Consider the following 26,403-nt stretch of genomic DNA (forward strand, 5'->3'; position numbering starts at 1 on the left):
ATGTTCCTCAGGGAGGGGATTTTCAGACGTGAGCGGGCGGTCGCGACAGGAACAGGCGCAACGCCACAAGGCAACTGAGCCCGGCAACGCCGACCATCAAGGCAAAGGCGTTCAGGCTCGTTCCGGCGCCCAGTAGCGCGAGCAACGAGCCGGTTGTACTCATCACGGCGATGGAAATCATTCCGACCATGGCCGAGACCAACCCTTTGCTGTCGTCGCTGGCGAATAGCGCCAATCGATACAGCGCCGCATTGCCCATGCCGAGCCCCAGCGCATAGAGCGCCAGGCCACTGACCAGCGCGGGTAGATACAGGTTGAACTGACTGGCAATCACGAGTGCGATGAGGCCACTGGACAAGGGCCACAGGCTGTAGCGCAATACCCCGCGCACGCCCAGCCGCTCCACCAGGTGGTTCAGCAGGAGATTGCCAAGGATCACGGCCGAGAACACCGGGATCTGCCACAGGCCGTACACCAGGGGCGACAGGCCCTGACCCTGGATCAGTAGTAGCGGGGACAGACCGATCCAGGCAATCAGCGGCAGGCTCATCAGCCCCAGCGCCACGCAGGCGGCCATGAATCCGGTATGACCCAGCAGCGCGCCATACCGCCCGATGAGCGTGCGCAGCGCGAACGACTCCAGCGCAGGCTGCCTGGCGTTGGGGGCCGCCAGGGCAGGGTGTCGGGGCATGAATGCCCATAAGGCCAACCAGCTCACCGCGCCTAGGCCCGCCAGCAGCACAAACAACTCGCGCCAGGACAGCCATTGCAGCAGCAACCCACCCAGCAGCGGCCCCAGCAAGGGTGAGAGGAGCGCGAGGTTGCCCAGCAACGCCATGACTTTCACGGCGTCCGACTCGTCGAAGACTTCCTGTATAGCGGGGTAACTGACCGCAATCACAAAGCCCAGGCCCATACCCTGGATCAGACGAAGCCCATTGAATCCCTGCATATGGGTGACCAGGGTGATCGCCGCGCACGCCAGCACAAAGCCGGCACACCCAGCGAGCATGAATGAGCGACGTCCATAGCGATCCGACAGTGGACCGATCAGCCATGGCAGCAAGACGCCGCCCAATAGGTACAGATTGAAGGCGTAGGGTATTTGATCTGCGGGCGCGTTCAGTTCCTGGGTCACCGCAAGCATGGCGGGCATGACCAGGTCGCTGGCCATGTAAGTCAATAGTTCGAAAAGAGCGATAGCCAGGCAAAAGCCTGTCAATCGTAATGGCGAAAGAGTTGTCAGCAAGTTTTGCATGATTTCCAACGTTGATTTTCGGTAAGGAGGTAAGCGCCTCTTATTCGAGAATACGTCGGTGAAACTAAGGGTCGAAAGAAGGCTTTCCCTGTGTTTGAGGAAGAAATGTGAGTTAAGTCTGTAAGAAAAATTTCAGTCAGGGTCGGGCATCTGTTCGTGATGCGAGTCATTAATCTGATAGGTGTCAGTTCACCGATGCGCAGGCGCATCAGGTCTAAAGCGGGAAGTTCCTAGGGGGTTAACGGTCCCCGTGACCTCGGTCATGTGGGAAGAAGAGGCATCCACTCAGGGGCAGGATGGACAACAGGGGGAAGCAGCGGGGGTATACGTCGAAACCTACAGAATTGCTCATGATAAACGCCTCGGTTTCGCGAATACGCCCCTTCGGCTGTACCATAAGACCCCGTCTGCCGCCCGCCATCCCCAAAACACGGTATGACCTGGCACGCATTCGGATACAGAGCGGATACATTCAGGAAATTGGCAATGACTCAATCGCAACGTTTGAAATACTCGATTCTGGTGGTCCTCGTGGTTCTGGCGATCATGCTGGGACTGACCTGGATGCAGAACAACGGGATGATCAGCGAGAAGCTGTTTCAATACATCGCCATTGCCGTAGCGGTCATCGTGGTCGTGATCAACGGCGTGATGCGACGCAAGGTCAAGCCCTGAGCGCAGGCGTCACTCCCCGCCCTGAAGCACGTCCATGGCCTTGCGGTGCAGGCTGTAGCTTTTATCGGGGTTGAGGGTGACGACACCCTCGCTGCACAGGCGCTTCAATACCTCGCGCACGCTGAGGAAGGACAACGGAATGTCCAGCTCCAGCAATTGACTGTGCACCCCTCGCACACCCAGGCTGCGGTTTTCATCGGCGGCCTTGAGCAATGCATCGATGACTTTGAGGCGAATCAGGCTGGTCCTGAGGCCGAAGCTCTTGAGCAAAAGCTTGATGTGATCATTGCCGCCTCGTTCTGCCGGTCTGTCAAACAGAGGGTGGGTGGATGTCGCCGGAACGCCGGTTAACCTGGGCTTACCCTCCATGGGCTGATGCGCGTCATGCATGTAAAAACTCCTTACCAGCCTGATCAGAAAAGGTCACGGATACTCTCCTGTAATAGGACGAACGAACGCGGCCAATCATGAAGGCCAAAACGTGAAAAATTTGCCTGGATGTGCTCAAACTCCCGAAGCCAGGCGGTTGCCAGGCGATTAATTTTTTTTCATCCCGTTCGTTTTCAAGGGAGGCACATTCCGGTCAGGCACGCGGTATGTGAATTTCCAGGCCGGGCCAAGTGTTCCTTTCTGCCGTAGCGGTAGCCGTCCTGGTTCTAGACAGTATTCGATCAGGAGTAAACGTGAGAATGTCCGGGCAGTTATCGAGGTTTTGCCTCACAGGTGTGTGTTTCGCCGTGAGCCTGGGGTTGAGCTGCGTTGCCAGCGCTCAAGGTGATAATGCGCAGGCCAGTGCCGAGATCCGCCGTACCAGTTTTGGCGTGCCGCATATCCGGGCTGAGGATGAGCGCGGGTTGGGCTACGGCATCGGGTACGCCTACGCTGAGGATAATTTATGCTTGCTGGCCAATGAGATTGTCACCGTCAATGGCCAGCGCTCGCGCTATTTCGGTCCCGAGCAGGTCACGCTCGAGCAGCGGCAGAACCGCGTCAGCGATGTGTTTTTCAACTGGCTCAACACGCCGCAAGCCGTTTCCGGTTTCTGGCAGGCCCAGCCGCCGCAAGTCCAGCAACTGATCGAAGGCTATGTGGCGGGCTTCAACCGCGGGCTGGCCGAACGCAAGGCCGCCGGCCTGCCAGCGCAATGCGCGAGCGAGTGGGTTCGGCCGATCACCGTGCTGGACCTGGTCAAACTGACCCGTCGCCTGCTGGTGGAAGGTGGCGTCGGCCAGTTCGCCGAAGCCCTGGCGGGCGCTCAGCCGCCCCAGGCGACGGCAATCGCAGGCGACCCGATGTCGGGTTTTGCAGGCGCAGCGACCCGGCAGCAACGTTTCGCCCTGGAGCGCGGCAGCAATGCGGTCGCCATCGGCAGTGAGCGCGCCTTCAACGGGCGCGGGATGCTGCTGGCGAACCCGCATTTCCCTTGGTTGGGGGGGATGCGTTTTTACCAGATGCACCTGACCATCCCCGGCAAGCTGGACGTCATGGGGGCGGCCCTGCCAGGCTTGCCACTGATCAACATCGGTTTCAGCCAGCATCTGGCCTGGACCCACACCGTCGATACCTCCAAACATTTCACCCTGTACCGTTTGCAACTCGACCCGAAAGACCCCACCCGCTACTTGCTCGATGGTCAATCCGTACCGATGAGCCAACAGACGGTGGCGGTGGACATCCAACAACCCGATGGCCAGGTGAAGACGGTTTCGCGGGTGGTCTACGGCTCGCAGTTCGGTCCGATCGTGCAATGGCCTGGCCGGCTGGACTGGGATGACAAGTTCGCCTACAGCCTGCGGGATGCGAACCTGGAAAATGACCGGGTGCTGGACCAGTGGTATGCCATGAACAAGGCCGTCACGCTCAAGGATTTGCAGCGTGCGGTCCATGAGATCCACGGTATTCCATGGGTCAACACCCTGGCGGTAGACGATCAGGGGCAAAGTCTCTACATGAACGTGTCGGTGGTGCCGAATGTTGATGCCGACAAGTTGGCCCGCTGCAGCGACCCACGGGCAGGGCTGCAACTCATCGTACTGGACGGCTCACGCGGCGAATGTGCCTGGGATATTGATTCGAACGCCGTGCAGAAAGGTATCTACGCTTCCGACAAGCTACCGCAGCTGTTGCGCCGCGATTATGTGCAGAACTCCAACGATTCGGCCTGGATGGTCAACCCCTCACAGCCTATGTCCGGGTACTCGCCTGTGATCAGCCAACAAGACCTGCCGCTGGGCCAGCGGACGCGTTTCGCCCTGGACCGACTGGGTAAGCTGGCCAAGGACGGGCCGGTGAAGGTGAGTGATCTGCAGCGCATGGTCATGGACGATCAGGTCTACCTGGCTGATCAGGTGATGCCGGACCTGCTTGGCTTTTGTGCCGGTGACCTGGGGGGCGATGCCTTGGCGTTGACCAAGGTTTGCAACGACCTCAAGGCCTGGGACCGAACAGCCGGTCTGAACAGCGGATTGGGGTTCATTCATTTCCAGCACCTTATGGAGCAGGTGCAGGGTGTGCCCGATGTGTGGCGTGTCCCGTTCGATCCGCGAGACCCGCGACATACTCCACGCGGCTTGGCGATTGAGCGTGCCTCGGTGCATAAGGCTATGCGTCAGGCCATGCTGGCCTCGCAGGCCTCTGTGGAGGCAGCCGGATTATCAGAGGACAGCCGCTGGCAAGATGTTCAGGTTGCCAGCAGTGGCAGCCGGCAGACGCCCATTCACGGCGGCCCCGGAGAACTGGGCATTTATAACGCGATCCAGAGCGTGCCGGGAGCCAACGGCAAGCGGGAGGTGGTCAGCGGCACCAGCTATCTGCAAGTGGTGACGTTTGATGGCAAAGGCCCCCAGGCTCAGGGACTGTTGGCATTTTCCATTTCCAGCGACCCTGCATCGCCCTATTCGGCCGATCAGACCGAGGCATTTTCGAAGAAGCAGTGGAGTGTGCTGCCCTTCACCGAGCAGCAGATCAAAGCCGATCCGCACTATCAGGCCGTGACTATCCGTGAGCGCGATGAGGCGGGCAGGGTGGCCGCGCACTAATCGCTGTTGTTTTACACAAAAGCCGCGACCGGGCCCGGTGGCGGCTTTTTCAGTTGGAGGGTCGTTGACCGATGGCGTTGAGGACCGGGTTGCCGTCCTTGTTCTGCGTCAGGTAAACCGGCAGGACTTTGGGTAACGAGGGCACCAGGTTCTTCACTTCGTTGAGGTTGTAGATACCGCCGATACGCAGCGCGCCAGTGCTGTTGTCGGCCAGCATGACGGGACGTTCGAGATAACGATTGATCAGCGGCAGCGCATCGCTGAGGGCAAGGTTGTCGAGTACCAGCTTGCCGTTGCGCCACGCCAGCGAGCTGTCGTTGTCCTCGACTTCACGGACTTGCGGTTGGTAATCGCCGGCTTTGTAGCTGGCCTGCATGCCCGGCGACAGTTGCGAGCCGGTGCCAGCAAGTGCCTGGTGGCTGGTCACCCAGACGGAGCCTTCCACCAGCGTGACCCGTACCTGATCCTGATACATCCATACATTGAAGCGGGTGCCGGTTACGCGCACCTGGCCCTGGCCCGCCCGCACCACGAACGGGTGACGGGTGTCATGGCTGACGTCAAAAAACGCCTCGCCCTTTTTCAGCGTCACCCGACGCTCATGCTTGTAATTGGCAAATACCAGTTCACTGCCCAGGTTAAGTTCCACCTGGCTACCGTCACTCAGGGTGATGTGCCGCACGCTTGTATCGGCTTCGAATCGTTCGTAAGAATTGGCAACCCAGCCCAGGCTCCAGCCGGTGTACGCGGCCAGGGGCATGCCCAGCACCAGCACTGCGGCTGCGACAGCCCATCGGCCCCAGGATGATCTGGGTCGCGATACGGGCGTCGGGGACGGTGGCGCTTCGACACGCGGAAGGTGATCGGCCACAGCCCAGATTTCCAGCATGGCTTGGTATTCGAAAGCGTGCAGGGGATCGGCATCGTGCCATTGCTTGAATGCCAGCCGTTCGGCGTCGGTGCAGTCGACGGCGTGCAAACGCATGCACCAATGCGCGGCCGCATCGGTAATGGCGTCGTATTCGGCTTCCGAGAGTGTGTGTTCGGTCATTGACTCTTCCTGGTTTGCCGCATTCTAACCTTCGGAATGTCCTGCCGAGAACAGCCATCATGGCGTTTGCACATCAAATGAGCCTGTTTTTCTTCCGGTCAAAGGCTCGGCACCGGTATGTCGTGGTCATAGCGTGGCATGAATCGCGTGAAAAAAAGATCAATTCCTGTGGGAGCAAAGTTTGCTCGCGATAGCGGCTCCGGGCTGCACCGCCCTCACGAGCGAGCTTTGCTCCGGCGCTGAAGCGGTGTTTAATCAGCCGGCTGGTTCCACCTACGCTGTTGCTACCTCCAACAATCACTCTGGAGCTTCAGATGTCTGCGCTATCCGATCATGCCGGTTCAAGCCCTCTGTCCTTTTCCGCTTTGGTGAGCTTGCTGGAGAAAATATTCCTGCGACACGGCACATCGGCCGAAGTCGCCCGGACCCTGGCCGAAAACTGCGCCGGCGCCGAGCGTGATGGCGCCCACAGTCATGGGGTGTTTCGCATTCCCGGTTATGTCTCGACGCTGAAAAGTGGTTGGGTCGATGGTCAGGCCGTACCCACGGTTGAAGATGTGGCATCAGGGTTTGTGCGGGTGGACGCCGGTAACGGTTTCGCCCAGCCGGCCCTGGCCGCCGCACGTCCCTTGTTGGTAGCCAAGGCCCGTAGCGCCGGGATTGCAGTGTTGGCGATTCGCAACTCCCATCATTTCGCTGCCCTGTGGCCGGATGTCGAGCCGTTTGCCTATGAAGGTCTGGTGGCGTTGAGCGTGGTCAACAGCATGACCTGCGTGGTGCCTCACGGTGCTGACCGTCCACTCTTCGGTACCAACCCCATTGCCTTCGCCGCGCCACGGGCCGATGGTGAGCCGATTGTCTTTGACCTGGCCACCAGCGCAATCGCCCATGGTGATGTGCAGATTGCCGCGCGCAAAGGCGAGCTGCTACCGCCGGGGATGGGCGTGGACAGCCTCGGTCAGCCGACTTGCGATCCGAAGGCGATTCTCGAAGGCGGGGCGCTCCTGCCTTTTGGCGGACACAAGGGCTCGGCGTTGTCGATGATGGTCGAGTTGTTGGCGGCGGCCCTGACCGGTGGCAACTTTTCCTTCGAGTTCGATTGGCACAACCATCCTGGGGCCAAGACACCCTGGACCGGTCAGTTGCTGATCGTGATCGACCCGAGCATGGCCGCCGGGCAGAACTTCGCCGAACGCAGCCAGGAGCTGGTCAGGCAGATGCATGGGGTCGGGTTACGCCGGATGCCGGGGGAGCGTCGGCATCGCGAGCGCAATAAATCCAATGAGCAGGGGATTGTGCTGGACGAACAGACGTTGGCGCAGCTGCGGGAGCTGGCGGGAGTGTAAAGCCAGCTTCGAATGAGAGGCGAGGAATCATGGATTGTGGCGAGGGGATTTATCCCCGTCGGGTCGCGCAGCAGCCCTCAAACCTGCGCACGCCTTGCGCAGCTAGGTCGCATTGGGGCTGCGATGCAGCCCTGCGGGGATAAACCCCCTCGCCACAGTTCTGTGATCATTCACAGTTTTGCCAAGAGCGCTTAACGCCGTCCCAGCAATAACCCCACCACCAGGCCGAAGCCTGCGGAAATGGCCACGGTCTGCCATGGATGTCCGCCGATATAGACTTCGGTGGCATCGACCATCGGACGGGTGCGCTCCCGTGCGCTGGCGACCGAATCCCGGGCCTGTTGCAGTTTTTGGGATATCTGGTCTCGCAGGTTCTCAGCCTCTTCACCCACCAGCGAGGCGCTGCTCTTGAGCAGTTTTTCCGACTCTTCAATCAATGCCGTCAGTTCGCTGAAAGCTTGATCCTTGATTTGCTCTCCATTGCCTTGCAGGGTGCTTTTGCGAGCCATTGAGGTACTCCTTGTTGATGATGACAGTGAACAATGGAGTGCTGCGGCTGGACAAAAGTTGCAGCGTCTGGCGATAGCAGCCCAGTTCACCCGAAATCGTGGTTAAGACGTTCCTCTGCAAGGTGTAAGATGGCGCCTATTTACGCAACAGGTATTTCCCATGAGTTTCAATCTGGCTGACAAGCCCCTGGCCGAGCGCGCGGCACTGGAAGACGAAAAGTCCCGACTCTTTGAACTGTGGCAAAACAATCTGGGCAAGGCCAAGGGCGACGCGTCCCGGTTGTTCGGCGAGCGCTCCAAGCGCAAGGGCAAGTGGTCCGAATGGGTGCGTGCCGAACTGGACGGCATGTCGCCGCCCGAGTACGCCAACATGGTGCGCAGTGAAGTCAATCGGCTGATGGCTGCCAACAAATAAACCTCAGGCAAAGGTCGTGATGATGGCCTCGCGTACCTTGACCACGGCTGGGTCCATCTGCGTATGGGTTCGCCAGCCCAGTTCGATAGGGTAGCGGGGCAGGTTCAGGGGGCAGGGCAGCAGTGCCAGGCCACTGAGCGAGGCGATCGCCCGGGCGGCATGCAGCGGAATGGTCGCCACCGCCTGGCTGCCCTTGAGCAGGAACGGCAGGGCGGCGAAGTGGGTGGTCGAGGCGCACACCCGTCGGCTCAGGCCTAGCGCGGCCAGCCCTTCGTCGGTGATGCCGATGAAACCACCCGACGACACGAGCAGATGCTCGCGCGCCACGAACGCCTCCAGGGTGAGGATCTGCTGGTCTGGCATCAGGCTGGCCGGGTCGACGAGACAGGCGTAGTCGCCCTCGCCCAGTACCTGACGGCTGAGCAAGCGTTCGGTAAACCCGCCCGCCGTGATCGCCAGATCGAAACTGCGCTCCATCAGGGCCCGGCCGACGATCTGGCTATGGGTCTGGCGAAAAATCAATCGTAGCCCCGGTGCGCGTCGTGCCACTTCCTCGATCAAGCGCCGGCCATGGGCAATTTCGAAATCATCGGACAGCCCGACGATAACTGAACGACCTTCGTAATGACCGGCGCCGGGGTCTACCATCGCCAGGCTCTGGCGACATTTATTCAATGCATCACTGATCACCGGTTTGAGCTGATTGGCTCGCAAGGTCGGCGCCAGGCCGCGGCCGGTGCGCACAAACAATTGATCGTCATACAGGTTTCGAAGCCTGCGCAACGCCGCGCTGATGGCCGATTGGGTCACACCCAGGCGTAACGCGGCGCGGCTGGCGCTGGATTCATCGTGCAAGGCTTCGAAGGTCTTGAGCAGATTGAGGTCAACATCCGCGATATTCATAACACTCATATCATTTAGCAGCGTATGGGGCTTTATTCATGATCGTCCGGCACCTGAAAATCAGCAACCCCAGATGATCAAGGAGTTGAAAACCATGCCCAAATCCATTGTGGCTGCCCTGCAGATCGGCTCGTTGCCCGGCGGCAAAGCTGACACCCTGGCGCAGATTCTTTCCTATGAAGATGCCGTACGTGAGGCCGGAGCACGCCTGGTGGTGATGCCCGAAGCGCTGCTGGGTGGGTATCCGAAGGGAGAAAGCTTCGGTACACAGTTGGGGTACCGGTTGCCCGAGGGGCGCGAGGCCTTTGCCCGTTATTTTGCCAACGCCATCGACGTGCCTGGCAGCGAAACCGAGGCGTTGGCCGGGTTTTCGGCGCGCACGGGGGCAAGTCTGGTCTTGGGTGTGATTGAGCGTGACGGCAGTACCTTGTATTGCACCGCTCTGTACTTCGAGCCCGATGCCGGCCTGGTGGCCAAGCATCGCAAGCTGATGCCCACCGGCACCGAGCGGCTGATTTGGGGTAAGGGCGACGGCTCGACGCTACCGGTGATCGACAGTCAGGTCGGTCGTGTAGGTGCTGCGGTGTGTTGGGAGAACATGATGCCGTTGTTGCGCACCGCGATGTACGCCAAAGGGGTGCAGGTCTGGTGTGCGCCGACGGTGGATGAGCGGGAGATGTGGCAGGTGAGCATGCGTCATATCGCCCATGAAGGTCGTTGTTTCGTGGTCAGCGCCTGTCAGGTTCAGGCCTCGCCTCAGGCGCTGGGCATTGAGGTGGCGAACTGGCCTGCCGAGCGTCCCTTGATTGCCGGTGGCAGTGTGATTGTCGGCCCCATGGGGGACGTGTTGGCCGGTCCGCTTAAAGGAACGAGCGGGTTGTTGACCGCCGAAATCGATACCGACGAACTGGTGCCGGCACGCTACGACTATGATGTGGTGGGTCATTACGCCAGGCCCGATGTGTTCGAACTGGTGGTGGACGAACGGCCCAAACCCGGCGTGCGTTTCACCCGTTGATTTACCAAGTGGCCGCGGTACCCGGCAAATCCAGGGTGCCGCGGTCAACGAAGCGCAGGGTGCCGAACAGTCCACCGGCCAGTTTGCCTTTGAGTACGTAAGGGAGATTGTCCAGGCTTTGGGTCTGGCTCAGGCCCAGCGTCTGACGCAGAACGGAAAAAGCTGAAATGCTGACCGGTACGCTTAACACCGCCTCGGAGAAGCGGGGGATGGAACCGCTCTGATCACTGACCCCTGAGGCCAACGTACGGCCATTTACCTCAAGGTCCAGCGCAACGCCGTTGTAATCGATGGCGGTTTCGTTGGGGTTCTGCAATCGCAGTTTCACGGCAAAGCGCATCTCCAGTTCCTGGCTGGGCAACGGTTCGATACCGACCACGGTGATATTCAGCGGATCGCGGTGCGGGAAGAGGGCGCAGGCGCTCAGGCTCAGTAGCATCAGGACAAGGGAAAAACCGAGGGCTTTGCGCATGGATAAACTCTCAAAAATGGAAGGAAAGCCGGGAACCGCCTGGCACGTCAACTCACAACACATTCAAGGTCACTAACAAGGCTTCGGCCACATGACCTCACGTTGCGCAGGGTAGAGGGCTCCTGACACTTTCTGACACCAGCCTCTGCTAATCTGCGTCAATCTTTTTTCCGGATCGCCCATCGTGTCCCGCACCACTCGGCTGCTTACATTGTTGCAAGTCTTGCGCGGCAAGCGCTGCCCGGTTACCGCTGCGACCTTGGCGGCCGAGCTGAACGTGTCCGAACGCACGCTCTACCGTGATATCGCCGAACTTTCGGCCCTCGGGGCACCGATCCAGGGCGAGGCGGGTATTGGCTATGTGTTGCGCAGCGGTCTGTTCTTGCCGCCATTGATGTTCACCGCCGATGAAATCGAGGCCATTGTGCTGGGGCTGCGCTACGTTGATCAGCGCGGCGACGAGGTGCTGGGCAAGGCCGCTGCCGATGCCTTGGCCAAGGTCGCGGCGGTACTGGCGCCCGATGTCCGGGATGCCCTGCGCAACCCCACGGTGTTGCCCGGGCCTCCGGGTTACGGCTATCCACAGAATACGGTGGAGCTGAATGTGTACCGCCAGGCCATTCGAACTCAAGCCAAGCTGCACATCGATTATGCCGACGTGAATAAGAACCCCAGCCAGCGCCTGATCTGGCCGTTGGCCCTGGGCTTTTTCAATGAGGCGCGAGTGGTGGTGGCGTGGTGTGAGTTACGCGGCGCCTATCGGACCTTTCGCACAGATCGGATCGCTACTGCCACCGAGCAGGGCGAGCGCTATCCTGGCAGGCGCAGCGACTTGCTGCGCGCCTGGTTCAAGCTGATGGACCTGGACGAGGCGGGGCGTTTCACTCCTGACAAAAACTGACACACGGCTGTTCTAGCATGGCGGCAGATCGATAAAACAAGGAGCCGTACCATGTCCAATCCCGTCTCTTCCCTGGCCCCGGCCATCGCCGGTTACATTGCGGCCGCCAATGCCCGTGACAGTTCGGCGGTGACGCGTTTTTTCGCTGAGAATGCCAATGTGTTCGATGAAGGCCAGCACCGCGCCGGCATCCCGGCCATCGCCCAGTGGATGGAAGACACCGGCCGGCGTTTGCAGCCTCGGGTTGAGGTGCTCAATGTGCAGCAACGCACCGGCAAGGTGCTGGTGCAGAACCTGATCTCCGGAACTTTCCCCGGCAGCCCGCTGGAGTTGCGCTACACCTTCCGGCTCGACGAGCAGGGGAAGATCAGCCGGCTGGATATCTCGATCTAGATGTTTGCACGTTGGTTCGTCAACCCCCGTGGCGAGGAGATAAATCGCCCTCGCCACAGGGTTTTGCTGGGATTCACAGACAGGTGAGGTCACTCACTCAAAGCCGCCGACATGGCATACTCCCCAACCTTCGTTTTCTGGACCTGGGCCGTATGACTTTCGACTCCCCCTTGAGCGCCTGGCAGGATGCCATCGAACACCATGGTTTCGTCCAGGATGAAGCCCAGGAGCTGGCCATCATGGCTCTGCAGCAGTGCCACCAGGCATTGCACGAGGGGCGAAAGTCGATCCAGGGCGTTTATCTCTGGGGGCCGGTCGGACGCGGCAAGACCTGGTTGATGGACCGTTTCCACGACAGCCTTAGGGTGCCGGCCCGTCGTCAGCATTTCCATCACTTCATGGCCTGGGTGCATCAGCGCTCGTTCCAGCTTACGGGCACGCCGGACCCTTTGCAGGCATTGGCGGCAGAACTGAGCCAAGAGGTCAGGGTGTTGTGTTTCGACGAGTTGTTCGTCACCGACATTGGCGATGCCATTATTCTGGGCCGTCTGTTCCAGGTCATGTTCGAGCGGGGCATGGTGGTGGTCAGCACGTCCAACCTGCCCCCCGAGGAGCTTTATGCCAACGGCCACAACCGTGAGCGATTCCTGCCCACCATCACGGCGATCAAGCAGCACATGCAGGTCGTGCCGGTGAATGGATGGCAAGACCATCGCCAGCATCCGGGTGCATTGCAGCAGCGCTATTGGTTACGCGATCCGGGGCAAGCCGATCCGTTGGCGGCTGTGTTCGCCCAGTTGACCGCGCAACAGGCGCCAAACAGTTTGCCGATTGAAGTCGGCCATCGTCTGCTTGAGCCTGTACGGGCCAGCGACACGGTGCTCTGGAGTCGTTATGCGGACATCTGCGAGCAGCCGTTCTCCGCCATGGATTTCATGGCGCTGTGTGACCGTTTCAAGGCCATCCTGATCAGCGACGTACCCAGTCTGAGTGCCGAGCAGCGCGAGGGGCGCATTGCCCGTGGAACCGAAGACGGGGTTAAAAGGGTCGAGGCGGGTGATCGTGAGTTGCCGCAGTTGTCCATCCATGATGACGGTGTGCGGCGTTTCATCGCCCTGGTCGATGAATGCTACGACCGCAAGGTGCCGTTGTATCTTTCGGCACAGGTGCCGATGGACCGGTTGTACACCGAGGGCTATCTGCAATTCCCGTTTCGTCGTACGCTCAGTCGCCTGCAGGAAATGCAAATGCAGCGCTTTGGTCAGTCTGCCTGACCGGATCCCGCCGACGGCATCGGAGCCGCCGGTACTAACGAAGTGAGATGGAACGCCGTGGAAGAAACCAGGGACATTCTTGTATTGCAAGCCAGCTATACCAATGCTGTTCACGCCGAAGCAATCTGTCATGTGCTAAATGGCTATGCCGAAGACCCGATGGGCGGTGGCCAGCCGCTGCCGCCGGAAGTGTTGTTGCATCTTCCCGAGGAACTGGCCAAGCGCCCTCATGCCTTCAGCGTGCTGGCTTTTGTCAACGGCGAACCGGCGGGCCTGATCAATTGCTTCGAAGGTTTTTCGACCTTCGCCTGCCGACCGCTGGTCAATGTCCACGATGTGGTGGTGATGAAGCCGTTCCGCGGACTGGGGCTGAGCCAGAAAATGCTGCAGAAAGTCGAGGATATTGCCCGCCAGCGGGGTTGCTGCAAGATCACCCTGGAGGTGCTCGAAGGCAACGCCATCGCCCAGGGCAGCTATACGAAGTTCGGCTTTGCCCCCGGCATGTTCGACCCGACCCATGGCCGTATGCTGTTCTGGACAAAGCCCCTGTAGAGGCCGCAGGGCACTCCGGTTACTTTTGGCCGTCACCACCCACCCGGCAAAATACTGCGCCCTGTACTCGCCAGCTTCGGCCCTGCTCGATTCGAGCATGGGGAGGATGACGCTTTGGGAACGTTCCCCTGACAGATGAGACAGTCACCCGGGCAGGCCCACAGCAGCGCGCCGATCAACGCGGCAAGCAAGCGGATCACAAGTGGGTGTAGATCGAAGTGACACAGGGGTGTCCAGTGTCACTTGCGGCGCCTCGGGTCGGGGTTACCGAGCCAGGGCCTGGCTCTGATGGGACAGCTGGGAGTGTTGCAACTGCATGCGCAATTGCGTCACCTCATCAAGCAGCAGATCACGCTCTTCTTTAAGCAGGCGTAATTCGTCGCGACGAATGGTCACGTAAAGGGTTTGGGGAGGACGTGCGGTAACTACGGAGTCCATTGCTCACCTCGCAAATGGCGTACATCAACTATAGAGATGTCGCCAGTATTTGGTCGACACCTCTACTATCGGCGCCGATTCTGATTTCTTTTGCTTGTGATTGGAACTTTTTTATTTTTCATGGTCGCTGTGTCTTTGGCCGGATCTGGAGCGTTATCCCTTGTGATCGCTCGAATTACCCGGAAACTATGCAGCAATGCTCTGGACTAACCTCCACTCGTCGATTGAGCTAAACCTTTGACACACCTTTATTTGTAGTAGGGAGCATCAGCACATGCAACTCGGGATCATTGGACTGGGCCGCATGGGCGGCAATATTGCGCGGCGCCTGATGCTCAATGGGCACACCACCGTCGTCTACGATCGCAACGCCGCCTTTGTTGAAAACCTGAGCCAGGAGGGCGCAACGGGCGTCGCGGATCTGCCGCAACTGGTGGCCGGTCTGGAAAAACCACGGGCTGTCTGGGTCATGTTGCCCGCCGGTGCACCCACCGAAGACACGATTAACGTTCTCAGCGAGTTGCTGGAGCCGGGCGACGTCATCATTGATGGCGGTAACACGTACTACAAGGATGACATCCGTCGCGCGCAGGCGTTGTCGGTCAAAGGCCTGGATTATATCGACGTCGGTACTTCCGGCGGCGTTTGGGGCCTGGGACGCGGTTATTGCATGATGATTGGCGGTGACACTGAAGTGGTGAAGCGCCTGGACCCCTTGTTTGACAGCCTGGCGCCAGGGATGGGCGATATCCCGCGCACCCGCGATCGCAAATCCGACGATGATCGCGCTGAACGCGGCTACATCCACGCCGGGCCGGCCGGTTCGGGGCATTTCGTGAAGATGATTCACAACGGCATTGAATACGGAATGATGCAGGCCTTCGCCGAGGGCTTTGACATCCTCAAGACCAAATCCAGCGAAAGCCTGCCACCCGAGCAGCGATTCGACTTGAATGTGGCCGATATCGCCGAAGTCTGGCGTCGCGGCAGTGTGGTGTCGTCCTGGTTGCTGGATTTGACCGCCGACGCCTTGGCCAGCGATCCGAAGCTGGATGGCTTCTCCGGTGAGGTTGCCGACAGTGGTGAAGGGCGCTGGACCATCGAAGCGGCCATTGAGCAAGCGGTGCCGGTGCCGGTGCTCTCCAGTTCATTGTTCGCCCGGTTCCGTTCCCGCCAGCAGAGCACTTACGGGGACAAAATGCTCTCGGCCATGCGCTTTGGTTTCGGTGGCCACGTGGAGGCGCCGAAAAAATGACCTCGATCGGCAGGAAATCCAAGGCAGAACCCGCGCCGCCGACCACGCTGTTTCTGTTCGGCGCCCATGGCGATCTGGTCAAGCGTCTGCTGATGCCGGCGCTGTACCATCTCAGTCGCGACGGGCTGCTGGGGGATGGCCTGCAGATCGTCGGCGTCGACCATAACGCTATCAGTGATGTGGACTTCGCCAGGAAACTCGAGGATTTCATCCGTCACCAAGCGGTGAGCAGGGGCGGCGATGCCGACCAGGCGCTCGACCCGGTGCTGTGGGCCAGCCTGGCCCGGGGCATCAGTTACGTTCAGGGTGACTTCCTCGATGACAGCACCTACGAAGCACTGGCGGCGAAAATCGCCGCCAGTGGCACCGGCAACGCGGTTTTCTATCTGGCGACCGCGCCGCGTTTTTTCAGTGAAGTGGTCCGCCGCCTCGGTGCGGCCGGGCAGCTTCAGGAGCAGGACGATGCCTTCCGGCGTGTGGTGATCGAGAAACCGTTCGGTTCCGATCTGCCAACCGCCGAAGCGCTCAATGCCTGCCTGCTCAAAGTCATGAGCGAGAAGCAGATCTACCGGATCGACCATTACCTGGGCAAGGAAACGGTGCAGAACATTCTGGTCAGCCGTTTTTCCAACAGCCTGTTCGAGGCTTTCTGGAACAATCATTACATCGACCATGTACAAATCACTGCCGCGGAAACCGTTGGTGTGGAAACCCGTGGCAGTTTCTACGAACACACCGGCGCCCTGCGGGACATGGTGCCCAACCACTTGTTCCAGTTGCTGGCGATGGTGGCCATGGAACCGCCGGCCGCCTTTGGCGCCGATGCGGTGCGCGGCGAAAAAGCCAAGGTGGTCGGGGCCATTCGCCCCTGGTCGGTGGAGCAGGCCCGCGCCAACTCGGTACGTGGCCAGTACACCGCAGGCCAGGTCGGCGGCGTAGCGGTCAACGGTTACCGCGAGGAAGCCAATGTCGCGCCCGACAGCAGCACCGAAACCTACGTCGCCCTCAAGGTGATGATCGATAACTGGCGATGGGTCGGTGTGCCGTTTTACCTGCGCACAGGCAAACACATGAGTGTGCGGGACACGGAAATTGTCATCTGCTTCAAACCGGCGCCTTATGCACAGTTTCGCGATACCGAAGTCGATGAGCTGCAACCCACGTATTTGAGGATCCAGATCCAGCCCAATGAAGGCATGTGGTTCGACCTGCTGGCCAAGCGGCCGGGGCCGACCCTTGACATGGCGAATATTGAACTGGGCTTTGCCTACAAGGACTTCTTCGAAATGCAACCGTCCACGGGCTATGAAACCCTGATCTACGATTGCCTGACTGGCGATCAGACACTGTTCCAGCGGGCCGACAACATTGAAAACGGCTGGCGTGCGGTGCAACCGTTCCTTGATGCCTGGCAACAGGACGCCACGGTCCAACCCTATAAGGCGGGTGAAGATGGCCCGTCGGCCGCAAATGACCTGCTGACACGCGACGGTCGCGTTTGGCATGGCCTCGGATGAGTGATCAGGTGAAACACCCCATCCGTTTTTTACTCAGTGACATGGACGGCACGTTGTTGCTGCCCGACCACAGTCTCAACCAGCGCACCATCGAAGCCGTTCGCTCGCTGCGCGAGGCGGGCGTGATGTTCAGCCTCGCCACCGGGCGGCCGCCCCGGGCGATGTTGCAGCAGATCGAAGCCTTGGGCGTCGACCTACCTACCGCCGCGTTCAACGGCGGTACGCTGGTCCACCCGGACGGCAGTTTCCTCGCCGTGCACTACCTGCCACCGGAGGCGGCGTTGGCGACGCTGGCCTTGTACGCTGACCAGCCTGGTCTCGAGGTGTGGGTGTTTGCCGACGGTGACTGGCTGGTGCGCGACGCCAACGGTCCGATGGTGCCGGTGGAGACGCGCGGCCTTGGCTATCCGCCGGTGCAAGTCGAGAGTTTCGAGCCTTATCTGGAGCGTATCGACAAGATCGTCGCGACCAGCGCCAATACGCAACTGCTGGTGGAACTGGAGGCTCGGTTGCATCCGCTGCTCAAGGGCCAGGCTCAGGTCTCCCGGTCGCAACCGATCTATCTGGATGTGACCGCAATGCAGGCTAACAAGGGGGAAGCGTTGGCGACCCTGGCAGCGTTCCTGGGCGTGCCGTTGGAGCAGACCGCCGCCATGGGCGACGGTGGCAACGATCCGGCGATGTTTCACCGTGCGGGGTTGTCGATTGCCATGGGGCAGGCGGAGGAGGCGATCCAGCGTCAGGCCGATGTCATCACCGCAGCCAACACCGAAGATGGCGCGGCGCTGGCCATCGAGCGATTCATTCTGGCTCGTTGAACCAGGCAAGTCCTCAGGGCTGGTACCGCGCCACCACCGCACGATAGTTGCCATGCAGGGAGTAGCCACCCACGAGGATCTTCCCGTCTGTTTGGAGAGCCAGGGATGTGGCAGTGTCGAGGCTGTAGCCCAATCGAGTGCGGACCCAGCCTTTGCCGTCACCGAAATCCGGGTCGAGGCTGGCGTCCGGCAAGTGCCGGGCCAGAACGAAGTCGGCTTCGATACCGCCGATGGTGGCTCCAGCGGTCACCAGCTTTGCGTCCGCTTGAAGCTGGGCGGCCGTCCACTGACTGGCGTTGTTGCCGATTTTCAGGAGCTGACACTGCCCTTGATTGCAACGAGGGTCCGGTTTGCCGTCTCTGCCCACTCTTAACGACAGGCAATGCATCGGGTCGCGGCTGCTGCCCAACGCTTGCAGATCACCGTTTGCAAGCTGGACGATCTGGCTGACCATCACGCTGTGCTGCTGAGTCGTGATGGACAGGAAACCGTCCTCGCCAAAGCTGTCATCCAGTGTGCCGCTGGGGTCATAGCGGGCCATCAAACCTTGTTGTGGCAAGTCAATGACTCCGCCGACCACAATGTTGCCGTCGGCCTGAAGTGCCACACAGCCTAGCCAGGTATTTTTCAATAGACGCCGGACCATCACAAAGCCGCGGTTGTTGAACGAGGTGTCCAATGCGCCGTCCGGCAAGAGCCGGATCAGGATGCCGACATGGTCAGATAATTGGTAATGATGGTTGGCCAGGAGGAGGATCCGGCCATCGGCCTGGACACGCATATCACAGGCTTCGAGACCCGGTACGCCGGGGGGGAGCCAGGTATCGCGCAGGCCTTGGGAGAGATTACCGCACAGCCGTATGACCTGCCGCCCGGCTTTGCCGAAGTTCTGAACGGCGCAGCCCTGCTGATCGAACAGCGCCACGGCGGGCAGGGTACGGTCAGTGTTTTCGTAGTGCAGGCCGGACAACAGGATCTGGCCGTCGGGTAATACCGTCACCTTGCCGGCCGTGGCTTCGAAACCGCGCTCAAAAGAACCGATCACACAGCCATTGTGTCCGAAGCCCGTATCAGCCGAGCCGTCGTGGTTGAGCCGTGCAAGCCCGAAACGGCTGCCTTCGGAGGTTTCGATCCTGGCCGCCACCAGAATCCTGCCGGCATGATCAATCGTCAGGCCCGTGGTGAGGCTCCAGAGGCTGCCGGTGAACTGCAGCCAGGCTTTACCATGATCGGCAAAGCCTGGGTCGAGTTGGCCGGCACAGGCGAGGGCCGTCGGCATTGCAAACGCGGATTGATCGAGCATGCATGCCTCTCCTTGCGTGTCGATAAGCCCGGAGGGGCGACGACTGCATGAGGGCAACATTCAATCCCTGAACGTGACAATGCACAACTGTCAAACGCTGCAGAAACAGCCGCGAATCGTGCCAGAACAATGGCTTTTCGACCCAGTGCAGAGCCTGCAATCCATCATCAGCTTTATCAACAAGAGGTTTACTCAGGCATGGACCAGGATTGCAGTGTGTAGCCTTCCTGGCTCAACTCGGCACGAGCCTGTTTCAACCAGTCAGCCAGTTGGGCCGGGTCGGTATAGGCACTGCTTGGAATCTGAGTGCGGCCAATATGAGTATTGGTGCGGTCAATGACGGTCAGGCTCAGTTCACCATTACCGTCTTGTGGAGCCCAGGCCACGCATTGAAAAGGACGAAAGGCGCGGTCGGCAATCAAAAGAGCTTCGTTGATACGGAGCGGGGCGTTCATGGCGTTATCTCTTCAGTGTGCCCAATCAAATGATCTGCCGTCGGTTGGGCGTACCGGGCGGCGGGTTACTTGTACTGATGTCTCGGAAGGGGGGGCAGGTCACACATTCCTTAAATAAATTTCGATTTTCTTTCAGGCCCGGCGTTTGGACTTTTGTTTGAAAGCTCGATGAAAGATTCAGACAAGCGACAACTAACGAAACACGCGCTTATAACCACTTTAAAGAGCATTCGATAATCAATTGATACAAGCAGGTGTCAACTTCTTGCTACTGTTACATGCAGGTTCGCCAAACGACTGTTTTTCCTCATATTCCTTATTTTGGCGCCAAGGATCAGTCATGATCGAAGCCAGTACGTCGCGTCGTCTGCTCGTGGTTGATCCCTGCGATGATTGCCATCGCCTGTTGCCCGGATTACGCACCATCGGCTGGGACGTGGAGAGCTGTTCCCTTGAACATGCGGGTGATCGAACGTGTGACGTCGGGCTCTTGCGACTTCAGCCTTTTCACCTGGAACGGCCGGAGGCGGTCAAGGAGTTGATCAGCCGCAGCGGCACTGAATGGATCGCCGTACTGAATCAGGAAGTGCTGCGTTTGAAGAATGTTGGAGACTTTGTCTGCGAATGGTTTTTTGATTTCCATACCTTGCCATTCGACGTGTCCCGGGTTCAGGTGACCCTGGGCCGTGCCTTTGGCATGGCGCGTTTGCGCGGACAAGGCTCGATTCACGTCAATGAGCCTGAACATGAATTACTGGGTGACAGCAAACCCATTCGGGAGCTGCGCAAGTTGTTGAGCAAGCTGGCACCTGCCGAATCGCCGGTGTTGATTCGCGGTGAAAGCGGCACTGGCAAGGAACTGGTGGCGCGCACGCTGCATCGTCAGTCCCATCGTCGAAACAAACCGTTCATTGCCATCAATTGTGGTGCGATACCGGAGCACTTGATCCAGTCGGAGTTGTTCGGGCATGAGAAAGGCGCCTTTACAGGTGCCCATCAGCGCAAGATCGGGCGGATCGAAGCGGCGCACGGCGGCACCCTGTTTCTGGATGAAATTGGCGACCTGCCGTTGGAGCTACAGGCCAATCTGTTGCGTTTCCTGCAGGAGAAACACATTGAGCGGGTCGGAGGCAGCCAGCCAATCGCCGTTGATGTGCGGATTTTGGCCGCCACCCATGTGGATCTGGAAGCCGCCATCGAGCACAAGCTGTTTCGTGAAGACCTGTATTATCGCTTGAACGTGCTGCAGGTGCTGATGGCGCCGTTGCGTGAACGCCATGGCGATTTGTCGATGCTGGCCAGCCACTTCTCTCATTTCTACAGTCAGGAAACCGGTCGCCGGCCCCGCAGCTTCAGCGAAGACGCGCTGGTGGCCATGGGCAAGCATGACTGGCCGGGAAATGTGCGCGAGCTGGCTAACCGGGTACGTCGCGGCCTGGTGTTGGCCGAGGGGCGGCAGATCGAAGCGATGGACCTTGGCCTGACCGGCCACCAAGGGCCGGTTGCGCCGATGGGCACTCTTGAAGACTACAAGACCCGTGCTGAACGCCAGGCGCTGAGCGACGTACTTAACCGTCACAGTGATAACCTGAGTGTTGCTGCCCGCGTGCTGGGCATATCCCGGCCGACGTTCTATCGGCTGCTGCACAAACATCAAATCCGCTGAATCAAGTCCTGCTCGCGATAGCGGTGTGTCAGTTACGAACAGTTAACTGATCGATTGCTATCGTGAGCAGGCTCGCTCCCGCAAGGACTGCATCAGAAGTAATAGGGGAATTTCAGGCTAAAGGTGAAGTCCGGTGCATCGTCGGTCAGGCCGATGGACAGGTTGGGCACGATGGTCAGGTTGTCGCTGGCCGCTACGGTCATGCCGATGTTGAAATAGCCGGCATTGGCGTCGCTGGAGACCACCGACTCCCAATCCCCGCCGTCCTGTTTGAGCTTGCTTTTCTTTTGGATGAGGTCGGAAACCGAGAACGACATACTCATCTTCTCGTTCAGCGCGAAGGCAATGCCCGCACCGATCTGGAAGCTGTCGCCGATCCGGACCTTGCCCGGTATCCTCTGGTTGACGGTGGAGCTTATGTCGTCGAAGGACTCTTCAAAGTTGTGGGTGTAGGAAAGGCTGCCGAACAGCACGGCCGGATCGAAGGTCTTGACCAGCGAGATCCCGGGTGTGATCGACCATACGCCGTTACCGGTGGGCAGGTCTTCAGGCACGAACAGGTTGGTGTTGGCCTGGGACTGACGCAGCTTGATGCCGAACGGCTCCTCGCCGGTGGGGGCCTTGACGCGCAGCGTGAGCACCGCGTCCGGGCTGTTGATCGATTCGTCCATGAACTTGTAGGCGATGCCGAAGTTGACGTCACCGATGGTGGGGTCGCGGGTGACGGTCTCTTCGCTGGTCACCCCGGCGGCCCCTTGATTGGCACCGCCGGACTGATAGGTGGATTCGCGGTAGACCACCGGTACGTTGAGGTCGAACTGCCAGCGATTGTCGAAGTTATAGCGGCCGGTGAGGTCCAGGGTCCAGGTGTCGGCCTTGATTCGGTCCAGGTTGATGTTGCCCAGGAAAATCGAGTCCAGGGCCAGGAAGCCGTTCAGGATCAATTGTCGTGTGTCGTAGCGCGAATAAGTCACGCCGGTTTCGAAACTGAATTTGCCACCGCCGAAAAAGCCGCTGGCCTCGTCATAGAGGTTGGAGACGCTCTGGGCCGGTTGTGAGTCATCGGCCAGGGACTGCCCGTAACCGCTGCCACCGGCGGCCGCAGCACCGCCGGCCACGGTCTGGTTGCCTTTCATGTCGGCTGGGGATTTGGCCAGGCGTCTGGGCGCAGGCGCGGCGGGTTGATCCTCGACCTGGCGAACTCGCTGTTCGAGTACCGCCAGGGCTCTTTGCTGAACCTCGTATCGTTGCCTGAGCTCCAGAAGCTCCTGTTTCAGGGCCTCAATGTCGGCGTCAGGCGCTGCTTGGAGCAGGGTTGCCGGTAAAAGAGCGCTTACACACATCACAGCGCGCAACGATACGGATCGATACATGAAATATGCCGTCCCTATTTGCCCAATGGTCGCAAGGCAGCGTAGTTCAATATCCGAGATTACGCAGGCCGCGCAACTGGGTCAGGTTGCAGTCCAAAGCTCCGGCGCTGGGGCCGTTGTTGTTCAGAACGACGTTGAGTTGCGTCAGGTTGTTGACCAGGTTGCTGTTACCCAGCAGACGCGTGTTTTGCAGTAATCCGCCCTGGGCTACTTGTTGCAGGGTACTGCCCTGGTTGTGGTTGGCCTGGATCGCCATCTGCACGCCGCTGCCGGTGGCGGTGACCGCGACGCTGCCAGCGGCGTTGCTGCCACTGATGGTTTGGCCTTTGCTCAGCAATTGGCCTTGAGCAGGCTCCAGCGCGGGGGCCTGATTGCTTTCCCTGACGTTGATGCTGACGTTGTTGTAGGCGGAATTGCCATCACCCGCGGCGCGTACGCTCTGGGTCACGCCCTGGCCGCCCGCCAGGCCCGCGCCACCGACAATGTTGCCGCTGCCCTGTTGCGGGGGTTGGCCATTGCCGGTCTGCTTGATGGTTGAGACATAGAATTGGGGTTTGACGGTGGCCGCCTGGATCTGCATGGAACTGCTCGCACCGATCAGGTCGCCACTGGCGTTGCGCCAGGTGCTGCTCATGACGATGCCGAAGCTGATGACCCGACCGGGCATGACATAGCGTCCACGCAGTTCGGCAAGCTCCTGATCCTTGACTTCGATGGGTTTGAATCCGGCGTGGGCATGGCCCGACACAGCCGCGGCAAGGCTGGCAAACACCAGCCAGCGTGAAGTTTTCATGTGGTGCTCCCGGAGCTTCCTGCCCCTTTTTATACTTATCGTTGGCGATAGGTCGGCGATTAGAAAAAGTCGCTCTGTATGAAACCAAAATCCATTAACTCTGCATCTTTGACCGGGTTGAACCCGTCCAGTTTGTTACGCGCCGTCAGCGGTTGCGGAGGGGTGCGCAGGGCGTTGGTCTTGTCGTAACCCGGGCCGACGATGGCAAAAACGATGCCGTTCCAACCTTTGACGAAATCATCATGGGCGTAGCGTTTGTGCCCCAACACGGGGTCGGCGATATAGACCCATTGTGGATCGGCTCTCTGCATGACCACGAAGTGCTTGTAGCCACGGATGTCCATCAGGACCACTACTGGAATCGTCACTGCCTCGAGTTTTTCCGGCGGTATCCGGTAGCCCCGGGCGCGCATGCCGATGCTTTCCACGTAGCGCTTCATGTCGAGCATGGAAAATCCCTGGGTGCGGACCAGGTCATGGTCGGCGTTGACCAGCATGCCCTTGATGACGTGTTCTTCATCGACGTCAAGCCAATAGGCCTGGCGCAGGACCGTGGCCAGCGCGGCGGCGCCGCAACTGAAATCGGTTTTCTGTTCGACGATGTCGCTGAACTTGCGCTCGCGTATGCTCTGCACCGGCTTGTAGACCAGCATGCCGCCGGGTAGGGCGGCGACTGGCATCTGCGCAGCTTCAGCCACGCTGGCCAGGCAAAGGAGCAGGGAAAGGGCTGCCGCTCGCATGATCGATACGCCTATGCAAACCTGGGAAAGAAGCCCCGTTTCCGGGGCTTCGTTTCGATCGCGCTTACATGCAAGCCCTGCAACCGGCTGCAATGGACAGCGAGTTGCTTTGCTGGTTGCCCACGCCCGCCGACACGTTGGCGCCGCCGTTACCGGAGAAGCCATTCATGGAGTTGGTCATGGTGGCGTTGTTGATGACCGGGTTTTTCCAGCCATCGCGGGTCAGCACTTGCTGAGTGTTGCTGCCGGCCAGTTCGAAGGTACCCACGGCGGAGAACTTGAACTTGTCGTCATCGTGACCGCCGCCGTAGCCGCCTCTGTTGCCCCAGCCGCCATGGTTGTCTTCTTCGACGGTGCCGGTGCCTTTGGCCTTGAACGTGCCTGAAGCGGCATAGGTGCTGGTGAGGGTGTCGGTCTTGTAGGTCCGTACGCCCTTGTTGTCGACCACAAGGCCTGTGGAGGACTGATCGGCCGCGGCTGCGGCTTCGGCGACACGTCCACCCGATACAGCGATGGCCAGGTTGTTTTTCTGTTGGTTGAAGTTGCCGGCAGTCACGTTGATGCCGATATTGCCGGAGCCATTGTTGCCCGCATTGGTGAGCGAGGCGTTGTTTTGGGTCGAGTTGTTTTTGACGTAGTTATTGTTATTGACCTGCATGGCGCTGGAGGCAGCGACCGCCGAGCCGAAGATGAACGCTTCGTCAGCGGTGGCGATGGCAGCGGCGTTGTCTTGCTGGTTACCGTCGCCAGCGGCGATGTTGGCGCCCATGTTGCCGTTGCTGCCATTGAGCGAGTCAGCGGCTTCAGCGGTGTTGCGGGTGGCCTGGTTGGTCACGACGTTGCCGTCGCTGTTCTGCACATCCATCACAGCCGCGCCAGCCCCGGCGGTGATCGAGAGCAGTTGCTCAAACGACGGCCCTTGCGGACCGTGATGGCCGTGCCCGTTGCCACGTCCGTTTCCTTCAGCCTGCGCGGCCATTGCCATGACAGCGGCGAGAGCAAAAACCAATGGTTTGAGTGCCATTGTTGGTTTCATGGTGTTTCTCCTTGCGTGTCGTTGGTTAAGTGTCAGTACTTTCTTATGCGCACTGTTTCCGGGTCAGTCAGCGACCCGGATGCTCAGGGTGTTAGCCATGCGGTTCCCCACCCCGGCACTCTGGTTCACCTGGATGACCCCTCGGCTGCCGGTGAAGGCCTGGTCGCTGGTGACGACCTGGCGACTGCCGGTTGGGGTGCCAGTTGCTCCTGAGCTTGGTAACAACGCCACGTTCTGCTGAGAAAGGGCGCTATCGTCGATGCTCTGCGGGCGGGCACTGATGCCCACTCGCATGACATTGGCCATCTGGTTGTTGGCACCGGCGGACTGATTTACGCCCAGTACGCCGTTGCCGTTGCTGAATGAGCTGCCGCCGATGCGGGCCGTTGCGTTCATGGACGAGTCGGCCGCTGTGTCCAGCCGTTGGCGCACGTCGGTCGTGGCCTGGGCGTGGGTGCCGATAGCGATGGCTCGGGTGTTGGTCTGTTGGGTCTGGTCGCCAGCGGCCTGGTTGACGTTGAAGTTGCCGGTATAGCGGCTGCCGGAATCCTGCAGGTTGGCGTGACTGATCACCGCCACGCCCGGATCGGCGAACACGGTGGATGAGCCGAGCAGGGCAAACAGAAACAGGGCTGGTTTCATGTCACTGCCCCCCGCCCAGCCGACCCAACGGGGCCAAGCCGGAACTCAGCGAACGGTTGATCGTGCCGGAGATAGCACCACCGCTGCCGCCACCGTGACCGGCGCGCATGCCCGGCAGGCCGTTGGGGTTGGTCACGACATTCAGACCTTGCACCCCGGTGTTGTTCGGGTTGACGGCGTTGCGGATCGACGAGCCGCTGGCAACGTTGGCGAATTCGCCGTCGCTCAGCTCGATGCTGGCAGTCGCCTGATTGACTCGATCGGACGGGTTGGCGTTGACGGTGGTCGGGTAGGGGTCTTTGCCACCGTTGCGACCGATATGAACGGGTTGGACGTCACGGGTTAGGACAATGACGCCGTTGCCCTCGGCCTGCAAGGGGAGGCTGAACGTCGCGCCGGTGGCGCAGCCGATCAACAGCAGGCAGGTCAAACTTCTATTGAAAGTCCCCACGGCATCGATTCCTTCTTCGGTGGGCTGGCTTTGGTCCAGCGTTGCGAAGGGGAAAGAGCAGGTGTTGTGCCGCTTCTGGAAAAACTCACGAATTCAACGAGTTGAAAGGTG

Annotated in this window: 28 protein-coding genes and 1 pseudogene; 13 read left to right on the forward strand and 16 right to left on the reverse strand. The window is 59.9% G+C overall.

Annotation, left to right across the window (positions count from 1 at the left end; translation table 11 throughout):
* Window positions 1-22 precede the first annotated feature (22 nt).
* On the reverse strand, window positions 23-1,258 hold the full coding sequence (locus tag AAIS01_RS05105) for an MFS transporter (RefSeq protein ID WP_343468080.1): 1,236 nt from the start codon (window positions 1,256-1,258) through the stop codon (window positions 23-25).
* A gap of 486 nt (window positions 1,259-1,744) precedes the next feature.
* Between AAIS01_RS05105 and AAIS01_RS05110 the strand changes: the two genes are divergently transcribed.
* A complete protein-coding gene (locus tag AAIS01_RS05110; protein WP_343468081.1) occupies window positions 1,745-1,933 on the forward strand; it encodes a hypothetical protein in 189 nt (62 codons plus the stop codon).
* A gap of 9 nt (window positions 1,934-1,942) precedes the next feature.
* On the opposite strand, the gene AAIS01_RS05115 is transcribed toward AAIS01_RS05110, so the two are convergent.
* Window positions 1,943-2,323: a fe2+ zn2+ uptake regulation protein gene (locus tag AAIS01_RS05115; protein WP_343468082.1), complete on the reverse strand. Its 381-nt coding sequence runs from the start codon at window positions 2,321-2,323 to the stop codon at window positions 1,943-1,945.
* Between the two features lie 299 nt (window positions 2,324-2,622).
* On the opposite strand from AAIS01_RS05115, the gene pvdQ reads away from it, so the two are divergent.
* Window positions 2,623-4,971 (forward strand): bifunctional acylase PvdQ, encoded by a 2,349-nt coding sequence (gene pvdQ, locus AAIS01_RS05120; RefSeq protein WP_343468083.1) that lies wholly within the window; start codon window positions 2,623-2,625, stop codon window positions 4,969-4,971.
* Window positions 4,972-5,020: 49 nt separating this feature from the next.
* Here the strand turns inward: pvdQ and AAIS01_RS05125 are convergent, their stop codons facing one another.
* Window positions 5,021-6,022 carry a FecR family protein gene (locus tag AAIS01_RS05125; protein WP_343468084.1) on the reverse strand — a complete coding sequence of 334 codons (1,002 nt, stop codon included), beginning with the start codon at window positions 6,020-6,022 and terminating at the stop codon, window positions 5,021-5,023.
* Window positions 6,023-6,336: 314 nt separating this feature from the next.
* Between AAIS01_RS05125 and AAIS01_RS05130 the strand changes: the two genes are divergently transcribed.
* Window positions 6,337-7,368 carry an Ldh family oxidoreductase gene (locus tag AAIS01_RS05130; RefSeq protein ID WP_343468085.1) on the forward strand — a complete coding sequence of 344 codons (1,032 nt, stop codon included), beginning with the start codon at window positions 6,337-6,339 and terminating at the stop codon, window positions 7,366-7,368.
* A 191-nt stretch (window positions 7,369-7,559) separates the two neighbouring features.
* Here AAIS01_RS05130 and AAIS01_RS05135 read toward each other — a convergent pair whose 3' ends face one another.
* Complete coding sequence (locus AAIS01_RS05135) at window positions 7,560-7,877, reverse strand: ElaB/YgaM/YqjD family protein (RefSeq protein ID WP_343468086.1); 318 nt, start codon at window positions 7,875-7,877, stop codon at window positions 7,560-7,562.
* 160 nt (window positions 7,878-8,037) lie between these two features.
* Here AAIS01_RS05135 and AAIS01_RS05140 point away from each other — a divergent pair, with 160 nt between their 5' ends.
* The gene (locus tag AAIS01_RS05140) at window positions 8,038-8,292 is read left to right on the forward strand and encodes a hypothetical protein (protein WP_343468087.1); all 255 of its coding nucleotides are present in this window, start codon (window positions 8,038-8,040) and stop codon (window positions 8,290-8,292) included.
* Between the two features lie 3 nt (window positions 8,293-8,295).
* On the opposite strand, the gene AAIS01_RS05145 is transcribed toward AAIS01_RS05140, so the two are convergent.
* Window positions 8,296-9,195 carry a LysR family transcriptional regulator gene (locus AAIS01_RS05145; RefSeq protein WP_343468088.1) on the reverse strand — a complete coding sequence of 300 codons (900 nt, stop codon included), beginning with the start codon at window positions 9,193-9,195 and terminating at the stop codon, window positions 8,296-8,298.
* A gap of 94 nt (window positions 9,196-9,289) precedes the next feature.
* On the opposite strand from AAIS01_RS05145, the gene AAIS01_RS05150 reads away from it, so the two are divergent.
* Entirely contained in the window at window positions 9,290-10,213 is a 924-nt protein-coding gene (locus tag AAIS01_RS05150) for a carbon-nitrogen hydrolase family protein (RefSeq protein WP_343468089.1), read from the forward strand.
* A 1-nt stretch (window position 10,214) separates the two neighbouring features.
* On the opposite strand, the gene AAIS01_RS05155 is transcribed toward AAIS01_RS05150, so the two are convergent.
* Window positions 10,215-10,685 carry an LEA/WHy family protein gene (locus AAIS01_RS05155; RefSeq protein ID WP_343468090.1) on the reverse strand — a complete coding sequence of 157 codons (471 nt, stop codon included), beginning with the start codon at window positions 10,683-10,685 and terminating at the stop codon, window positions 10,215-10,217.
* A 184-nt stretch (window positions 10,686-10,869) separates the two neighbouring features.
* Here AAIS01_RS05155 and AAIS01_RS05160 point away from each other — a divergent pair, with 184 nt between their 5' ends.
* The 4 genes from AAIS01_RS05160 (at window position 10,870) to AAIS01_RS05175 (ending at window position 13,805) form a co-directional block, all read left to right on the forward strand.
* A complete protein-coding gene (locus tag AAIS01_RS05160) occupies window positions 10,870-11,586 on the forward strand; it encodes a helix-turn-helix transcriptional regulator (RefSeq protein ID WP_343468091.1) in 717 nt (238 codons plus the stop codon).
* A 51-nt stretch (window positions 11,587-11,637) separates the two neighbouring features.
* Window positions 11,638-11,979 carry a nuclear transport factor 2 family protein gene (locus tag AAIS01_RS05165; RefSeq protein WP_343468092.1) on the forward strand — a complete coding sequence of 114 codons (342 nt, stop codon included), beginning with the start codon at window positions 11,638-11,640 and terminating at the stop codon, window positions 11,977-11,979.
* 152 nt (window positions 11,980-12,131) lie between these two features.
* Window positions 12,132-13,253 (forward strand): cell division protein ZapE, encoded by a 1,122-nt coding sequence (zapE, locus tag AAIS01_RS05170; RefSeq protein WP_343468093.1) that lies wholly within the window; start codon window positions 12,132-12,134, stop codon window positions 13,251-13,253.
* Window positions 13,254-13,310: 57 nt separating this feature from the next.
* Window positions 13,311-13,805: a GNAT family N-acetyltransferase gene (locus tag AAIS01_RS05175; RefSeq protein WP_343468094.1), complete on the forward strand. Its 495-nt coding sequence runs from the start codon at window positions 13,311-13,313 to the stop codon at window positions 13,803-13,805.
* A 27-nt stretch (window positions 13,806-13,832) separates the two neighbouring features.
* Here AAIS01_RS05175 and AAIS01_RS25640 read toward each other — a convergent pair.
* Window positions 13,833-14,017 (reverse strand): annotated as a pseudogene (locus AAIS01_RS25640) (phosphoethanolamine transferase CptA); the annotation flags it as partial.
* A 52-nt stretch (window positions 14,018-14,069) separates the two neighbouring features.
* Entirely contained in the window at window positions 14,070-14,243 is a 174-nt protein-coding gene (locus tag AAIS01_RS05180) for a DUF6026 family protein (protein WP_171061379.1), read from the reverse strand.
* A gap of 250 nt (window positions 14,244-14,493) precedes the next feature.
* Here AAIS01_RS05180 and gnd point away from each other — a divergent pair, with 250 nt between their 5' ends.
* From gnd to AAIS01_RS05195, 3 genes are read left to right on the forward strand one after another with little or no spacing between them, the layout of a single operon-like run.
* Window positions 14,494-15,498, forward strand: coding sequence for a phosphogluconate dehydrogenase (NAD(+)-dependent, decarboxylating) (gene gnd / locus AAIS01_RS05185; protein ID WP_343468357.1), 1,005 nt, complete (start codon window positions 14,494-14,496; stop codon window positions 15,496-15,498).
* Window positions 15,495-17,015, forward strand: a complete 1,521-nt coding sequence (gene zwf / locus AAIS01_RS05190) for a glucose-6-phosphate dehydrogenase (RefSeq protein ID WP_343468095.1) — start codon at window positions 15,495-15,497, stop codon at window positions 17,013-17,015. Before gnd ends, zwf begins: the two co-directional genes overlap by 4 nt.
* The gene (locus AAIS01_RS05195; protein ID WP_343468096.1) at window positions 17,012-17,833 is read left to right on the forward strand and encodes an HAD family hydrolase; all 822 of its coding nucleotides are present in this window, start codon (window positions 17,012-17,014) and stop codon (window positions 17,831-17,833) included. The genes zwf and AAIS01_RS05195 overlap by 4 nt, the downstream gene beginning before the upstream one ends.
* A gap of 13 nt (window positions 17,834-17,846) precedes the next feature.
* Here the strand turns inward: AAIS01_RS05195 and AAIS01_RS05200 are convergent, their stop codons facing one another.
* Both AAIS01_RS05200 and AAIS01_RS05205 read right to left on the reverse strand, forming a co-directional pair.
* Complete coding sequence (locus AAIS01_RS05200; RefSeq protein WP_343468097.1) at window positions 17,847-19,136, reverse strand: NHL repeat-containing protein; 1,290 nt, start codon at window positions 19,134-19,136, stop codon at window positions 17,847-17,849.
* A 188-nt stretch (window positions 19,137-19,324) separates the two neighbouring features.
* The gene (locus tag AAIS01_RS05205; RefSeq protein ID WP_092397932.1) at window positions 19,325-19,591 is read right to left on the reverse strand and encodes a hypothetical protein; all 267 of its coding nucleotides are present in this window, start codon (window positions 19,589-19,591) and stop codon (window positions 19,325-19,327) included.
* Between the two features lie 340 nt (window positions 19,592-19,931).
* On the opposite strand from AAIS01_RS05205, the gene AAIS01_RS05210 reads away from it, so the two are divergent.
* Window positions 19,932-21,257, forward strand: coding sequence for a sigma-54 dependent transcriptional regulator (locus AAIS01_RS05210; RefSeq protein ID WP_092397934.1), 1,326 nt, complete (start codon window positions 19,932-19,934; stop codon window positions 21,255-21,257).
* A 92-nt stretch (window positions 21,258-21,349) separates the two neighbouring features.
* On the opposite strand, the gene fapF is transcribed toward AAIS01_RS05210, so the two are convergent.
* The 6 genes from fapF to fapA form a co-directional block, all read right to left on the reverse strand.
* On the reverse strand, window positions 21,350-22,630 hold the full coding sequence (fapF, locus tag AAIS01_RS05215; protein WP_343468098.1) for a fibril amyloid transporter FapF: 1,281 nt from the start codon (window positions 22,628-22,630) through the stop codon (window positions 21,350-21,352).
* Between the two features lie 46 nt (window positions 22,631-22,676).
* Window positions 22,677-23,423, reverse strand: a complete 747-nt coding sequence (gene fapE, locus AAIS01_RS05220; RefSeq protein ID WP_343468099.1) for a fibril amyloid subunit FapE — start codon at window positions 23,421-23,423, stop codon at window positions 22,677-22,679.
* Window positions 23,424-23,482: 59 nt separating this feature from the next.
* Entirely contained in the window at window positions 23,483-24,163 is a 681-nt protein-coding gene (locus AAIS01_RS05225; protein ID WP_343468100.1) for a C39 family peptidase, read from the reverse strand.
* A gap of 64 nt (window positions 24,164-24,227) precedes the next feature.
* Window positions 24,228-25,199 (reverse strand): heme utilization protein, encoded by a 972-nt coding sequence (locus AAIS01_RS05230; protein WP_343468101.1) that lies wholly within the window; start codon window positions 25,197-25,199, stop codon window positions 24,228-24,230.
* Between the two features lie 63 nt (window positions 25,200-25,262).
* Window positions 25,263-25,841 (reverse strand): fibril amyloid subunit FapB, encoded by a 579-nt coding sequence (gene fapB, locus AAIS01_RS05235; RefSeq protein WP_343468102.1) that lies wholly within the window; start codon window positions 25,839-25,841, stop codon window positions 25,263-25,265.
* Window position 25,842: 1 nt separating this feature from the next.
* Window positions 25,843-26,292 carry a hypothetical protein gene (gene fapA / locus AAIS01_RS05240; RefSeq protein WP_343468103.1) on the reverse strand — a complete coding sequence of 150 codons (450 nt, stop codon included), beginning with the start codon at window positions 26,290-26,292 and terminating at the stop codon, window positions 25,843-25,845.
* Window positions 26,293-26,403 lie beyond the last annotated feature (111 nt).

Source organism: Pseudomonas halotolerans, from assembly GCF_039581215.1.
In the GTDB taxonomy this organism is placed as follows: Bacteria; Pseudomonadota; Gammaproteobacteria; order Pseudomonadales; family Pseudomonadaceae; genus Aquipseudomonas; species Aquipseudomonas tehranensis.

Excerpts from the sequence above, each read along its gene's own strand:
- AAIS01_RS05140 (WP_343468087.1), top strand. The coding sequence starts at position 8,038 with ATGAGTTTCAATCTGGCTGACAAGCCCCTGGCCGAGCGCGCGGCACTG.
- fapF (WP_343468098.1), bottom strand. The coding sequence starts at position 22,630 with ATGTATCGATCCGTATCGTTGCGCGCTGTGATGTGTGTAAGCGCTCTT.
- AAIS01_RS05130 (WP_343468085.1), top strand. The coding sequence starts at position 6,337 with ATGTCTGCGCTATCCGATCATGCCGGTTCAAGCCCTCTGTCCTTTTCC.
- AAIS01_RS05205 (WP_092397932.1), bottom strand. The coding sequence starts at position 19,591 with ATGAACGCCCCGCTCCGTATCAACGAAGCTCTTTTGATTGCCGACCGC.
- AAIS01_RS05115 (WP_343468082.1), bottom strand. The coding sequence starts at position 2,323 with ATGCATGACGCGCATCAGCCCATGGAGGGTAAGCCCAGGTTAACCGGC.
- AAIS01_RS05155 (WP_343468090.1), bottom strand. The coding sequence starts at position 10,685 with ATGCGCAAAGCCCTCGGTTTTTCCCTTGTCCTGATGCTACTGAGCCTG.
- AAIS01_RS05200 (WP_343468097.1), bottom strand. The coding sequence starts at position 19,136 with ATGCTCGATCAATCCGCGTTTGCAATGCCGACGGCCCTCGCCTGTGCC.
- fapB (WP_343468102.1), bottom strand. The coding sequence starts at position 25,841 with ATGAAACCAGCCCTGTTTCTGTTTGCCCTGCTCGGCTCATCCACCGTG.
- fapE (WP_343468099.1), bottom strand. The coding sequence starts at position 23,423 with ATGAAAACTTCACGCTGGCTGGTGTTTGCCAGCCTTGCCGCGGCTGTG.
- zapE (WP_343468093.1), top strand. The coding sequence starts at position 12,132 with ATGACTTTCGACTCCCCCTTGAGCGCCTGGCAGGATGCCATCGAACAC.
- pvdQ (WP_343468083.1), top strand. The coding sequence starts at position 2,623 with ATGTCCGGGCAGTTATCGAGGTTTTGCCTCACAGGTGTGTGTTTCGCC.
- zwf (WP_343468095.1), top strand. The coding sequence starts at position 15,495 with ATGACCTCGATCGGCAGGAAATCCAAGGCAGAACCCGCGCCGCCGACC.
- AAIS01_RS05125 (WP_343468084.1), bottom strand. The coding sequence starts at position 6,022 with ATGACCGAACACACACTCTCGGAAGCCGAATACGACGCCATTACCGAT.
- AAIS01_RS05135 (WP_343468086.1), bottom strand. The coding sequence starts at position 7,877 with ATGGCTCGCAAAAGCACCCTGCAAGGCAATGGAGAGCAAATCAAGGAT.
- AAIS01_RS05150 (WP_343468089.1), top strand. The coding sequence starts at position 9,290 with ATGCCCAAATCCATTGTGGCTGCCCTGCAGATCGGCTCGTTGCCCGGC.
- AAIS01_RS05225 (WP_343468100.1), bottom strand. The coding sequence starts at position 24,163 with ATGCGAGCGGCAGCCCTTTCCCTGCTCCTTTGCCTGGCCAGCGTGGCT.
- AAIS01_RS05110 (WP_343468081.1), top strand. The coding sequence starts at position 1,745 with ATGACTCAATCGCAACGTTTGAAATACTCGATTCTGGTGGTCCTCGTG.
- AAIS01_RS05195 (WP_343468096.1), top strand. The coding sequence starts at position 17,012 with ATGAGTGATCAGGTGAAACACCCCATCCGTTTTTTACTCAGTGACATG.
- AAIS01_RS05105 (WP_343468080.1), bottom strand. The coding sequence starts at position 1,258 with ATGCAAAACTTGCTGACAACTCTTTCGCCATTACGATTGACAGGCTTT.
- AAIS01_RS05210 (WP_092397934.1), top strand. The coding sequence starts at position 19,932 with ATGATCGAAGCCAGTACGTCGCGTCGTCTGCTCGTGGTTGATCCCTGC.
- AAIS01_RS05165 (WP_343468092.1), top strand. The coding sequence starts at position 11,638 with ATGTCCAATCCCGTCTCTTCCCTGGCCCCGGCCATCGCCGGTTACATT.
- AAIS01_RS05230 (WP_343468101.1), bottom strand. The coding sequence starts at position 25,199 with ATGAAACCAACAATGGCACTCAAACCATTGGTTTTTGCTCTCGCCGCT.
- AAIS01_RS05145 (WP_343468088.1), bottom strand. The coding sequence starts at position 9,195 with ATGAATATCGCGGATGTTGACCTCAATCTGCTCAAGACCTTCGAAGCC.
- AAIS01_RS05180 (WP_171061379.1), bottom strand. The coding sequence starts at position 14,243 with ATGGACTCCGTAGTTACCGCACGTCCTCCCCAAACCCTTTACGTGACC.